General features: G+C 64.2%; 9 protein-coding genes. 6 read left to right on the forward strand and 3 right to left on the reverse strand.

Annotated elements, in window-relative coordinates; translation table 11 throughout:
• Nucleotides 1–347 precede the first annotated feature (347 nt).
• The 3 genes from AB7849_RS08430 to AB7849_RS08440 all read left to right on the forward strand — a co-directional run bounded on the left by AB7849_RS08430 (nucleotide 348) and on the right by AB7849_RS08440 (nucleotide 6,273).
• Nucleotides 348–3,332, forward strand: a complete 2,985-nt coding sequence (locus AB7849_RS08430; RefSeq protein WP_369500839.1) for a TonB-dependent receptor domain-containing protein — start codon at nucleotides 348–350, stop codon at nucleotides 3,330–3,332.
• Between the two features lie 81 nt (nucleotides 3,333–3,413).
• Nucleotides 3,414–5,684 (forward strand): family 20 glycosylhydrolase, encoded by a 2,271-nt coding sequence (locus AB7849_RS08435; protein WP_369500840.1) that lies wholly within the window; start codon nucleotides 3,414–3,416, stop codon nucleotides 5,682–5,684.
• Nucleotides 5,685–5,778: 94 nt separating this feature from the next.
• Complete coding sequence (locus tag AB7849_RS08440; protein ID WP_008213289.1) at nucleotides 5,779–6,273, forward strand: GNAT family N-acetyltransferase; 495 nt, start codon at nucleotides 5,779–5,781, stop codon at nucleotides 6,271–6,273.
• Between the two features lie 15 nt (nucleotides 6,274–6,288).
• Here AB7849_RS08440 and AB7849_RS08445 read toward each other — a convergent pair whose 3' ends face one another.
• From AB7849_RS08445 to AB7849_RS08455, 3 genes are all read right to left on the reverse strand, one after another.
• On the reverse strand, nucleotides 6,289–6,828 hold the full coding sequence (locus AB7849_RS08445; RefSeq protein WP_008213290.1) for an acyl-CoA thioesterase: 540 nt from the start codon (nucleotides 6,826–6,828) through the stop codon (nucleotides 6,289–6,291).
• Complete coding sequence (gene uvrA / locus AB7849_RS08450; RefSeq protein ID WP_008213291.1) at nucleotides 6,825–9,809, reverse strand: excinuclease ABC subunit UvrA; 2,985 nt, start codon at nucleotides 9,807–9,809, stop codon at nucleotides 6,825–6,827. The genes AB7849_RS08445 and uvrA overlap by 4 nt, the downstream gene beginning before the upstream one ends.
• A gap of 176 nt (nucleotides 9,810–9,985) precedes the next feature.
• The gene (locus tag AB7849_RS08455; RefSeq protein ID WP_369500841.1) at nucleotides 9,986–11,512 is read right to left on the reverse strand and encodes a DHA2 family efflux MFS transporter permease subunit; all 1,527 of its coding nucleotides are present in this window, start codon (nucleotides 11,510–11,512) and stop codon (nucleotides 9,986–9,988) included.
• 276 nt (nucleotides 11,513–11,788) lie between these two features.
• Between AB7849_RS08455 and AB7849_RS08460 the strand changes: the two genes are divergently transcribed.
• From AB7849_RS08460 to rpmA, 3 genes are all read left to right on the forward strand, one after another.
• Nucleotides 11,789–12,304 (forward strand): DUF2059 domain-containing protein, encoded by a 516-nt coding sequence (locus AB7849_RS08460; RefSeq protein WP_008213293.1) that lies wholly within the window; start codon nucleotides 11,789–11,791, stop codon nucleotides 12,302–12,304.
• Between the two features lie 178 nt (nucleotides 12,305–12,482).
• On the forward strand, nucleotides 12,483–12,797 hold the full coding sequence (gene rplU, locus AB7849_RS08465; protein ID WP_008213295.1) for a 50S ribosomal protein L21: 315 nt from the start codon (nucleotides 12,483–12,485) through the stop codon (nucleotides 12,795–12,797).
• 20 nt (nucleotides 12,798–12,817) lie between these two features.
• A complete protein-coding gene (gene rpmA, locus AB7849_RS08470) occupies nucleotides 12,818–13,075 on the forward strand; it encodes a 50S ribosomal protein L27 (protein ID WP_008213296.1) in 258 nt (85 codons plus the stop codon).
• The last annotated feature ends 94 nt before the right edge of the window (nucleotides 13,076–13,169 follow it).

The following is a 13,169-nucleotide window of genomic DNA, read 5'->3' on the forward strand; positions in this document are numbered from 1 at the left end:
CTCGCGCGCCGGAAGGGGCGGCGTGTGCGAACCCTCTCCCGACCCCGGGGAGGGGCCATGTGGGAATCGATGTACGTAGCAGGCATGCCACGCTCATGCACCGTGTCCGTGCGACACGGTGAGGTGCTGCAGGCGGCTTTGGCCGATGGGCGACGCGGCAACAGGGGGAACGGGCGCGTGCCGCCAGTAACACGTTGATGGTTTGAGCAGGGGAGCCCGGCACGCCGGGTCTGCGCGGAGCAATGCATGACGCCTGATTGGATCGATTCAATTGGCGAGTCATCGTTCGGCGTGGCCTGGGTACCGGAAACATCGCAGCGCAGGCTTTTCTATGGGAGAGGGCAGTCATGGGCAATAAAGGTTTCCACCGCAGCGTGCTCGCCAGTTCGCTGGCACTGGCATTGATGGCACCACAGGCGTTTGCACAATCGGCCATGGCTGGCAGCAACCCGCCATCTGCACCGCAGGCGTCATCCAGCACCACGCCGTCCGGCCAGCCCGACAAGGACAAGGCGGTCCAGATGAAAGCGGTCACGGTGACCGGTTCGATGATTCCACGCGTGGAAATCGAAGGACCGGCTCCCGTGGTCACCATCACCGGCGCGCAGATCAAGCAGCAGGGCTTCACCACGCTGTGGGAATTCCTGGATTCGCTGCCGCAGATGGGGCAGACGCAGGACCCGGCCAGTTGGGGGTCGACCTCGGTCAATGCGCGCTCGGTGAACCTGCGCAACCTGGGCCCCGGGTTCAGCCTGCTGATGATCGACGGCCATCGCGTGGTGGACTACCCGCAGCCGATGAATTCGCAGAGCAACTTTCAGAACTACAACAACCTGCCCACCGGCATGATCGACCGGGTGGAGATTCTTGCTTCCGGTGCCTCGTCGATCTACGGCTCGGACGCGGTGGCGGGCGTGGTCAACGTGATCCTGAAGAAGAACTACCAGGGTGACCACCTGCAGGTGACCGGTGGCGGGGCGACCCGCGGCGGGCGCACCTATGGCGACGTCAATTTCTTCGGTGGTCGCTCCGGCGACAACTGGCATGTCGTCTACAACCTGGAGAAGTCCAACCGCACTGCGTTGTGGGGCATGGATCGTCCGTATCAGGACTCGGTGGCCGATGCCGGTTATGGCGCCTGGGGCCCGGCGGCCCGCATGTTCGGCTACCAGTACGACGCGGCTGGTTCCATCGCGCTCTCGGCGATGAACGGCAACGGCCACTATCTCACGCCGCCGGCGGGCACCTGTGGAAAATTCAGCAATTCCCAGTTGAGCCAGTCGCACACTGTCAGCACCAACGGCACCCAGATCACCGGCGTGACCAACAATGGTTACTACTGCTCGCAGCCCGCGCTGTTCCAGAACTGGGTGTTGACGCCAGGCAGCCGCAGCAACAACGGTTACGTGGCTGGCGAGTACGACTTCAGCAATGGCCTGCAGCTCTACGGCTCGGCGGCCTTGTACGACACGGTGGGCATTTCCAATACCCAACTGTGGGGCGAGGGTACGGGCGCGTTCTATGACAAGACGACGGGGCAGGTCATCAGCCAGGCCGTGCGCCAGTTCACCGCGCAGGAACTGGGCACATCCGGCAATACCCACGACCGCGAGCAGAACTGGAACATCACGGGCGGACTGCGCGGCACCGTCTTCGACGGCAAGTTCAACTGGGACCTCAGCCTGAATACCCAGAAATACATCGTGCGCGAGGACTACACGGCCTTCAACCAGACGGCTGCGAACAATTTCTTCCTCGGCAAGCAGCTGGGTACCACCACGGTTTCGGGCTACAGCGCCATCAACAACGGGGGCTCCGCCACCCTTCCCGTTTACGCCATGAACTGGCAGCAATGGTGGAATCCGATCACGCCGCAGCAGTACAGCCAGTTCTCCGTCAACGGCGAGAACACCGCCTCGTCATGGCTGGACCAGGTGCAGTTGCGCGTCAATGGCGATCTGTTCCGCGTTCCATGGGCGGACGACTCGGTGGGCTGGGCGGCCGTGCTGGAATTTGCACACAACGGTTTCCTGCTTTCGCCCGATCCGCGCGGCAATGATTCGGCGACATTCGTCAATCCGTTCTATGCGAACAACACCGGTGGCGGCACCCGCCAGCGGGGTTCGTTCGGCACCGAGTTCCGCGTGCCAGTGCTGAGCTCGCTGACCTGGACCATTTCCGGCCGCCTCGACAAGTATCGTGATGCCAGCAGCGCCGACGTGGCCCGCACCTGGGGCACCGGTATCGAATGGCGCCCGTACGCGGGCCTGTTGCTGCGCGGTACCTACGGCACCAACTTCAAGGCGCCGGACATGCAGGCGGTCTACCAGACCGGCTCCACCATTCCGGTGGGTATCTACGAGGATTACCTGAGCTGCATCAACGCCATCAAGGCCGGCAACACCAACAGCACCTGGTGCAACGGCAGTGCGCAGCGTCCCCAGTCGCAGTACTACACCCAGTACACCGACGGCAGCCGCTTGCTGCTGCCGCAGACCGGTCATTCCTGGACCTACGGTTTCGTGTGGCAGATTCCGGGCGTGCGCGGCCTGTCGGTGTCGGCCGACTACTGGCACATGGGCGTGGACAACACCATCGAGTACCTGGGCTACGACACCATCCTGAGCGACGAGGCGGGCTGCCTCACCGGGGTGCAGCCGGTTGGCTCGACCGGGCTGGCACCGTACATCCGGTATCCGCAGGGTTCGCAGTACTGCAAGATGGTGGAGGCGATGGTTCAGCGCAATGCGGATGGCACCATCGCCTCGGTGCATTCGGGCCCGATCAACGTGGCTTCCACCTATGTAAGCGGCATCGATGCGTCGCTGGACTTCAAGCGGCATACCGACGATTACGGTGACTTCCGCGCCAGCATCAATTACACCGACAACCTTTCCTACAAGAACCGCACGGTGGCCAGCGATCCATTGATCAATACGCGCTATAACCGCGTCGCGAGCAAGGTCACGTGGATCGGTGACTGGACCCGCGGCAACTGGAACGTGGCGATTTCCGGCCAGCGCGTCGGCACCTTGCGGTCGCCCGGCTATGGCGGTTGCGAGGTACTGGACAACGGCACCTTCCCGAACACGGGCGATGCCGATTGCGTGGTCTACAAAGGCCACGTGCCGGTGTGGATCACCTGGAATACTGCGATCGGCTGGCAGCTCAGTCCGGACATCAAGGCGACCTTCACCGTGTCCAACATCTTCAACAAGGTGGCGTCGATTCCGTACTACGCCGGCGGCTTCGAGTTCGTCACGACAGGGCAGACTGCCGGCGAATACAACGGTCGCGAAATCTTCCTTTCCTTTGACTACAAGCTCGACTGATCCCTCTCAGGTCGAGCTTGGCCCCCGCCCCGGCTTCGGCCGGGGCCTTTTCCCTTCACGCTGCTGATGGACAGGCAAATCATGCCGAAACGACTTGCGGTTCTCCTGCTGCTTGGCTTGGCCATGGCGGCCTGCGCGCTCGATGCACAGGCGCAGTTCAACATCATTCCGCAGCCGCGGAAGATCACCGCGGGTACCGGCAGCTTCACCCTCGACCGGCACGTGACGATTGCCGCGCCCGCAGACAAGCGGGCGCGGCAGATCGCCGGTTTCCTGCGCAGCGCGATCCATGCTCAGACCGGCATTGCCCTCGCTGTGAACAAGGACGACGCGCAACGCGCACGCATCGAATTGCGCATCGACCCGGCCATCCACGGCGACGAGGCTTATCACCTCGACGTGACCCCCGCGCGCATCACCATTGCTGCCTCCAGCGATCGCAGCCTGTTCTGGGGCGTGCAGACCTTGCGCCAATTGCTGCCGCAGCAGCGCGCCGCAAGCTTGAAGATTCCGACCGTGCGCATCGAAGATGCGCCGACCTATGCCTATCGCGGCGTGATGCTCGATGTCGGCCGACATTTCTATCCGGTGAGCTTTATCGAGAAGCAGCTCGACGTGCTGAGCTACTACAAGATCAACACCTTCCACTGGCATCTCACCGATGACCAGGGCTGGCGCATCCAGATCAAGCGTTATCCGAAGCTCACCAGCGTCGGCGCATGGCGCACCGAGGCGGATGGCTCGCGCTATGGCGGATTCTACACGCAGGCGCAGATTCGCCAGGTAGTGGCGTATGCCAGTGCGCGCAACATCACGGTGATCCCGGAGATCGAGATGCCGGGCCACAGCACCGCGGCGATCGCGGCTTATCCCCAGCTGTCGTGCGACAAGAAGCAGGTAACCGTGCCGGCGACCTGGGGCGTGTTCAAGGACATCGATTGCGTGGGCGATCCCGGCACCTTCACCTTCCTTGAGAACGTGCTGGATGAGGTGATGCCGCTGTTCCCGTCGAGCTGGGTGCATATCGGCGGCGACGAAGTGCCGAAGGATGACTGGAAGGATTGCGCTTCCTGCATGGCGCTGATGCATGCGAAGGGGATGAAGAACGCTGAGGAGCTGCAGAGCTATTTCATCAAGCACATCCAGCGTTACCTGGTCGGCAAGGGCAAGACCATGATCGGCTGGGACGAAATCCTCGAGGGTGGCGCGAACAAGAACGCGATCATCGAGATCTGGCGCGGTGACAGCGAGACGGCCAAGGCGCTGCTGAACGGCAATCGCGTCATCATCGCCGGGCCGTTCTACCTGGACTCGCCGATGGACAAGTTGACCACGAAGGGCGTTTACCAAACCGATATCACCGGCGCGGCAGCAACGCTGTATTCGAAGGCCGAGCAGGGTACGGGAGAGGTTATCGCGGCGCATCGCTCGCAGATTCTGGGTGCCGAAGCACCGTTGTGGAGCGAGCGGGCGAATCCGCTCAACGCCGAGTCGAAGCTGTATCCACGTGTGCTGGCGCTGGCCGAAAACCTGTGGAGTGGTGACACGCATTCCGACGCCGCCTGGGCGAACTTCCAGCAGCGCTTGCAGGCGCAATACCACTGGCTCGATGCGCAACGGATCACGTACGGGCCGCAGGACAAGCCGGTGGTGACCTATTCGATCACGGCGGATACGCAGGGCGATGGCTGGCATCTGCACGCACAGCGCGGTTTCGATGACGTGCACAATCACTACACCCTGGACGGCTCGATGCCGACCGTGAAATCCCCTGCCTTCGACGACAGCGTAGCCATCCGCAAGCCCGGCACGCCACGGGTCACGCCGTTCCGGCATGGCATGGCGTATGACGAAGCCACCAGCTTCACGCTCGAAGGCAATCTTGCGCGCGGCCGCACGGTGAGCCTCGCGCAAGCCGTATCGTCCAGTTATGCGCCTGCCACCGTGCTGGTGGATGGCGTGGTCGGCAGCACCAATTTCCACGACGGCCGTTGGGCCGCCTGGGAAGACCACGACGTCGATGCGACGATCGATCTGGGCCGCTCGGTGGGCATCCATTCGCTCAGCACGGATTTCCTGCAAGACGTGGGTTCGCGCATCCTGCCGCCGCAGCGTGTGACGTTCTCCGTGTCAGCCGATGGCCAGCACTGGACCCCGCTTTACGTCGACACACCGAAAACCGACCTGTTCGACGATGGGCAACATCGCTGGCTGATCCGTTACCAGCCGACGAAGGCCGTCACCGCACGTTACCTGCGTGTCGTGGCCAACCGGCACACCGATCTGCCTGCCGATTTCCCCGGTGGCAACAAGAACACCTGGTTGTTTGTTGATGAAATTCGGGTGCAGTAAGCCGAAATGCTTCCCGGCGCAGAGGGCGCCCTCTGCCGCCAGGGATCTTGTGCCGGGCATAAAATGACGCGGGCCATTTGTGCCGGATCACCTCATGTCTGCATCCACCACTATCGCGCCCGCACACTTCCCGGAGGACGCCGACGTCGTCCGGCGCCTCTTCGAGGAATATATCGACAGTCTCGGCATCGACCTTTCCTTCCAGGACGTGGCGGCGGAATTGGCGGGTCTGCCCGGCAAGTATGCGTCGCCCCATGGGGTGGTGCTGCTTGCACGGGATGACGCGGGGATGCCCCTGGGCTGCGTGGCGTTGCGGCCGTGGACGCAGCCGGGCACGGGAGAGATCAAGCGGCTGTACGTGCGTCCGGCAGCACGCGGGCAGGCGCTGGGCCGCCGTCTGGCCGAGGCCGTCATCGACGGTGCCCGGCGCGCCGGTTACACGCGCCTGGTGCTCGATACGCTGGCGTCGATGCGGCCCGCGCTGCGGGTTTACGACGCGCTGGGCTTCCAGCGCGTACCGGCGTATTACGCCAATCCGTTGCCGGACACGGTGTACCTGGCGCTGGATCTTTCGCCCGCGCGGGCGTGATTCACGGGCGGTGGATCAGGCGACCGCGCTGCGAATCGCCTCGGGCAGCGGCACCGGCTTGCCGCTGGAGGGGTCCATCCACACCATCACCACGTTGCCGTCGCAGTAGCAGCGGCTGGCGTCGGTGGCGTCAACGATGCGATGGGTAATGGTCATGGAGGTGTTGCCCACGCGCTCGCAGAACAGTTCCACGTGCAGTTGCGTGGGCCATTCGATCGGACGGCGATAGTTGAGCTGGGTGGCAGCCATCACCGGCATGGCGTGATCGCCGAACCACGGGCCCGGCACATGGCTGAGCCACTGCAGGCGCGCCTCTTCCAGATAGGTGAGGTAGTTGGAGTTGTTGACGTGGTTGAACGCATCGAGATCGCGCCAGCGCACGTCCAGCACGGCGGTGAACAGCGGCGCGGGCGACGATTCCGGTGTGGCTTCTGCAGCTGCGGGCGCCGCCGGCGGGGCGGGCGGCGTGGCCGCACTGTCGGCGACCTTGCGGCGTCGACGCACGGGCTTGGGAGAAGCGGGTTTGGGTGATTCGGGTGTATCGGTGGTGCTCATGTGCGTTTCTTTTTCCCGCGCATCGGCTTGTACTTGTCGGCCGAGGCGATGTGTTTGGTGGCGGCCTTGACCCGTTTGGCCGCGCCCGGCTTTTTCGGCTTGGCGGGCTTCAAGTGTGGCGCGAGGAAATGACCGGTGTGCGAGCCGGGCGTGGCAGCCACGGTCTCCGGCGTGCCGGTGACCAGGATGCGCCCGCCGCCGGCACCGCCTTCGGGACCGAGGTCGACGATCCAGTCAGCGGTCTTGATCACGTCGAGGTTGTGTTCGATCACCACCACGGTGTTGCCCTGGTCGACCAGCTGGTGCAGCACGTCGAGCAGTTGCTCGATGTCGTGGAAGTGCAGGCCGGTGGTGGGTTCGTCGAGGATGTACAGGGTGCGGCCGGTGTCGCGCTTGGAGAGTTCCTTGGACAGCTTCACCCGCTGTGCTTCGCCGCCGGACAGCGTGGTCGCGCTCTGGCCCAGCTTGATGTAGTCCAGGCCCACCGCGCGCAGCGTGTCGAGCTTGCGCGCGATGGTCGGCACGTTCTCGAACAGCTTCAGCGCGTCCTCCACCGTCATGTCGAGCACATCGGCAATCGTGTGGCCCTTGTACAGGATCTCCAGCGTCTCGCGGTTGTAGCGCTTGCCGTGGCAGGCATCGCAGGGCACGTAGACGTCGGGCAGGAAGTGCATCTCCACCTTTATCATGCCGTCGCCCTCGCACGCCTCGCAGCGACCACCGCGGACGTTGAAGCTGAAGCGACCCGGCGTGTAGCCACGCGCGCGCGCTTCCGGCACCTGCGAGAACATGTCGCGCAACGGGGTGAACAGGCCGGTATAGGTGGCCGGGTTGGAGCGCGGCGTGCGGCCGATCGGCGACTGGTCGATGTCGACCACCTTGTCGAGCAGTTCCAGCCCCGCGATGGACTTGAACGGCGCCGGTTGCGCGCTGGCGCCGTTGAGTTCGGCCGCGGCCAGACGCAGCAAGGTGTCGTTGACCAGGGTCGATTTGCCCGAACCGGACACGCCGGTGATGCAGGTGAACAGGCCGACCGGAACGGCCAGGTCAACGCTCTTCAGGTTGTTGCCGCTGGCGCCTTTCAGGTGCAGCCACGACTCGTCGTCGATCGGCTGGCGGCGTTCCTTCGGCACCTCGATCGCGCGTTCGCCGGAGAGGAACTGGCCGGTGACCGAGCGCGGCGAATCGAGCATGTCCTGCACGCTGCCTTGTGCCACCACTTCGCCGCCGTGCACGCCGGCGCCGGGGCCGATGTCGAGCACGTGATCGGCCATGCGGATCGCGTCTTCGTCGTGCTCGACCACGATCACCGTGTTGCCGAGATCGCGCAGGCGGACGAGCGTGCCAAGCAGGCGTTCGTTGTCGCGCTGGTGCAGGCCGATCGAGGGTTCGTCCAGCACGTACATCACGCCGACCAGGCCGGCACCGATCTGGCTGGCCAGACGGATGCGCTGCGCTTCGCCGCCGGACAGCGAGTCGGCCTGGCGATCGAGGGTGAGGTAGTTCAGGCCCACATCGTTGAGGAAGGTCAGCCGTTCGCGGATCTCCTTGACGATCTTCACCGCGATCTCGCCGCGCCAGCCGGTGATTGTCAGCTCGCCGAAAAACGCCAGGGCATCGTCGATGGAGCGATGGGTGATGGCGGGCAGCGCCTGGTCGGCGACGAACACGTTGCGGGCCGAGCGATTCAGCCGCTGGCCATCGCATTCGGGGCAGGGCGAATCGCTGATGTATTTGGACAGTTCCTCGCGTACGGCGCCGGATTCGGTTTCCTTGTAGCGTCGCTCCAGATTCGGCAGGATGCCTTCGAACGGATGTTCGCGGGTTACCCGGCCGCCGCGCTCGGTGAGGTAGCGGAAGGCGATCTTCTCCTTGCCGCTGCCGTGCAGCACCGCCTGCTGGGTGGCTTTGGGCAGCTCACGCCAGGGCGTGTCCACGTCGAAGCCGTAATGCGCCGCCAGCGAGTTCAGCATCTGGAAGTAGTGCGGATTGCGTCGGTCCCAGCCACGGATCGCGCCGCCGGACAGCGGCAACTCCGGGTGGCCGACGACGCGCGCGGCGTCGAATACCTGGGTCACGCCCAGGCCATCGCAGGTGGGGCAGGCACCCACCGGCGAGTTGAACGAGAACAGCCGCGGCTCCAGCTCTGGCAAGGAGTAGTCGCACACCGGACAGGAGTAGCGCGAGGAGAACAGTTGTTCCTTTGCTTCCTTGTCGGCGGCGCCTGCGCGCCCTGCGCCCGCAGCACTGGAACTGCCATGTCCGGCGTCCATGTCGGCCAGGATCACCAGGCCGTCGCCGAGCCGCAGCGCGGTCTCGAACGACTCGGCCAGCCGCTGCTTGATGTCCTCGCGCGGGCGAAAGCGGTCGACCACCACTTCGATGGTGTGCTTGATGCGCAGGCCCAGCGGCGGCACGGCGTCCAGATCGACCACTTCGCCGTCGACGCGGGCGCGCACGAAACCCTGCGCGCGCATCTGCTCGAACACCTGCACATGCTCGCCCTTGCGTTCGCGCACCACCGGCGCCAGCAGCATGTAGCGTTTTTCCGGATCGAGCGCGAGCGTGGCGTCGACCATCTGGCTCACCGTCTGCGCTTCCAGCGGCGTGCCGTGGTCGGGGCAGCGCGGGGTGCCGACGCGGGCGTACAGCAGGCGCAGGTAGTCGTACACCTCGGTGATCGTGCCCACGGTGGAGCGCGGGTTGTGCGAGGTGGATTTCTGCTCGATCGAGATCGCCGGCGAAAGACCTTCGATATGGTCGACGTCAGGCTTCTCCATCATCGACAGGAACTGCCGCGCATAGGCCGACAGCGACTCGACGTAGCGGCGCTGGCCTTCGGCGTAGATGGTGTCGAACGCCAGCGACGACTTGCCCGAGCCGGACAGGCCGGTGATCACGATCAGCTTGTCGCGAGGCAGGTCGAGATCGATGTTCTTGAGATTGTGCGTGCGTGCACCGCGGATGCGGATGGTGTCCATGCGGAGGGGGTCGCAAGGGGGAAAAACGAACTATACCAAACCGGTCGGATCAGATATTGAGACTGGTCGTGCAGCAGGTATGCCGCGTCGCAGGAAGGCTGCGGCGACATGCTGCCGCTTGTGTGTGCCTCCAGCCCGTTCTTCGGGGCATAGGTGCGGCCAATCGAGTCCGGGGCTCAGTGCCCGCCCGCCGACGCCCCGGCCTTGGCCATGAACGGCGGCTTGGCCAGCCAGATCACCACGATCAGGCCAAGGAAGATCCAGCCCAGCGAGTGGAACAGTTCGTTGAAGGCGATCTGGTAGCTCTGCTGGGTGATCATGCCGTTCACCACGGCGGCGCCGGCCTGTGCATTGCCGTGGCCGTATTCGCCCAGTGCCGTGCGTACGCTGGTGCTGTAGGGCGTGATGTGCTCGCTCAGCTGCGCATGGTGGAGCACGGCGCGGCGGTCCCACAGCAAGGTGGTGATGGAGGCGGCGAAGCTGCCGCCCAGCGTGCGCAGGAAGGTGGCCAGGCCCGAGCCGGAGGCGATCTCGTTCTGCTCCAGATCGGACAGCAGGATCACCGTCACCGGCATGAAGAACAGCGCCACGCCCAGCCCCATCAGCAATTGCACGGCGGCGACGTGGTAGAAGTCGATGCCGATGAAGAAGCTGGCGCGGATGAAGCAGGTGGCGCCCATTACCACGAAGGCGGCGCTGGTGAGCAGGCGCAGGTCGAAACGCATCGCGTACTTGCCCACGATGAAGGTCAGCATCACCGGGATGATGCCCAGTGGCGCAGCGGCGAAACCGGCCCAGGTGGCGGTGTAGCCCAGGTTGCGCTGCAGCCATTGCGGCAGCAGCAGGTTGATCGCGAAGAACGCCGCATACGACAGCACCAGCGCCAGCGTGCCGAACTTGAAGTTGTGGTGGCGGAACAGCTTCAGGTCGACGATGGGGTCCTTGTCGGTCAGCTCCCAGATCAGGAAGATGATCAGACCGAGCGCGGCGATGATGCTGGTGATGACGATGAAGCCGGAGTCGAACCAGTCGGCGTCGTTGCCCTTGTCCAGCACGATCTGCAGCGCGCCCACGCCGACGATCAGCGCGATCAGGCCCACGTAGTCCACCTTCGGGCGCGTGGTGGTCTCCACCCGGCCTTTCATCTGGCTGGCCGCCACCATGCTGGCGAAAATGCCTACCGGCACGTTGATGAAGAAGATCCACGGCCACGAATAGTTGTCGGTGATCCAGCCACCCAGGATCGGCCCGGCGATCGGTGCCACCACGGCCACCATCGACAGCAGTGCCAGTGCCATGCCGCGCTTGTGGTTCGGATAGATGCCGATCATCAGGCTTTGCGTGATCGGATACATCGGCCCGGCCACTGCGCCCTGGATGGCACGGAACAGGATCAGCGTGCCCATGCTGCGCGACAGGCCACACAGCAGCGACGAAGCCACGAACAGCAAGGTGGTCCAGATGAACAGCCGGGTCTCGCCGAAGCGCCGGCTGAGGAAGCCGGTCAGCGGCAGCGAAATGGCCATGCTCACCGCGAACGAGGTGATCACCCAGGTGCTTTCGTTGGCGCTGACGCCCAGGTTGCCCGCGATGGCCGGCAGCGACACGTTGGCGATGGTGGAATCCAGCGCCTGCATGAAGATGGCCAGTGACAATCCGATCGTCGCCAGCGCCAGGTTGGGCGGTTGATAGTGGGTGCTCATGCGGTATGGCGGCTTGCGGGTTTCCGGGCGTGGCGATGCGGCAAGCCGCGGCGTCCGGCGAAACCGGGCGTTGCGATTTGAACGGCGTGAAGATGACAGGCGAGGCAGGGATGCCCGCGTCACCGGCAAATTATGATTGTCTAGTACATTATTGGCAATGCAAGTACATGCGCCAGCGGTTGGCAGCAGGCCCGCCGGGTCGGAAATCGCCGCCGCATGATGAATAATGCGGGCACTGCGGTCGCATCCGCGGCTGCCGCAACGGGAGATGCAAACATGGCGATGCGCAAATGGGCGATGGGGATCGGCGCCGGGCTGCTGCTGGCAGTGGGGACCGGCCAGGCCGTGGCCGCGACGACGAAACCCAGTGCCGAACAGGTGCGTCAGCTGATGCAGGTGTTCAGCGTAGGCAAGATGTTCAGCCAGATGAACACGCAGATGGCCGGTGTCATGGGCCAGCAGCTGCCGTGCGTGCCGGCCGGCTATTGGCAGGATTTCGTCGATGCCAATGGCGTCAAGCAGCTTACCGAGCGGATGATTCCGATCTACCAGAAGCATTTCACCGCCGAGGAAGTGGCCGGCCTGCTCAAGTTCTACCGTTCGCCGCTGGGCCAGAAGGTCATCGCGGAAATGCCGGCGACCATGGCCGAAGGCATGCAGATCGGTCGCCAGTGGGGCCAGCAGCGCGCCCAGGCGATGCTTGGCGAGCTGCAGAAGGAAGGCAAGCTGGATGCCCAGGGGCGCTGTCCGGCCAGCCCCTCGGCGAAGGCTTCGCCGTTGAAAGGCAAGTAAGCGACGGCGCGGGATTGGGCCCGCTCCTTTCCTGTTCGCGAGGAAGGGGCGTGGCAGGCCGTTTTGCGCCTGCTCATGAATTGACCACCACGGATGGCTGTCGCTATAATCCCCAGTTCACCACGGCCGGTTCGGCCTTGGCGAACCCCAAGAGAATAACGACAGAAGGGCCATTCCCATGAGTTACGCAGTCATCAAGACCGGCGGCAAGCAGTATCGCGTGCAACAGGGCGACGTCCTGCGCGTGGAACTGCTGAACGCCGAAGAAGGCGCCGTGGTCAGCTTCGACCAGGTGCTGCTGGTTGGCGAAGGCGAGTCGATCACCGTCGGTGCGCCGATCGTGGACGGCGCCACCGTGTCCGCCACCGTGCGCAAGCACGGCCGTGCCGACAAGGTGCGCATCATCAAGTTCCGCCGCCGCAAGCACCACAAGAAGCAGCAGGGCCACCGCCAGCATTTCACCGAAGTCGAGATCACGGGCATCAACGCCTGAGCAACTGGAGCATTTGAGTCATGGCACATAAAAAAGGCGTAGGTTCCAGCCGCAACGGTCGCGATTCGAACCCGAAGTATCTCGGCGTGAAGATCTATGGCGGCCAGGCGGTTGAAGCCGGCAACATCATCGTGCGTCAGCGCGGTACCAAGTTCCATCCCGGCGCCGGCGTGGGCCTGGGGCGCGACCACACCCTGTTCGCGCTGGTCGACGGTACCGTCGAGTTCAAGACCCGCGGCGAGAACAATCGCAAGTTCGTCGACGTCGTCAAGGCTTGACGCGTCGCGAAGTTGCCGTAAAAGCCCCGCTTCGGCGGGGCTTTTGCTTTATGCACACAGCCGTCATTCCAGCGAAGGCCGCTTCCGGCCTTCG

The organism is Rhodanobacter sp. FW021-MT20 (assembly GCF_041107475.1).
In the GTDB taxonomy this organism is placed as follows: domain Bacteria; phylum Pseudomonadota; class Gammaproteobacteria; order Xanthomonadales; family Rhodanobacteraceae; genus Rhodanobacter_A; species Rhodanobacter_A glycinis.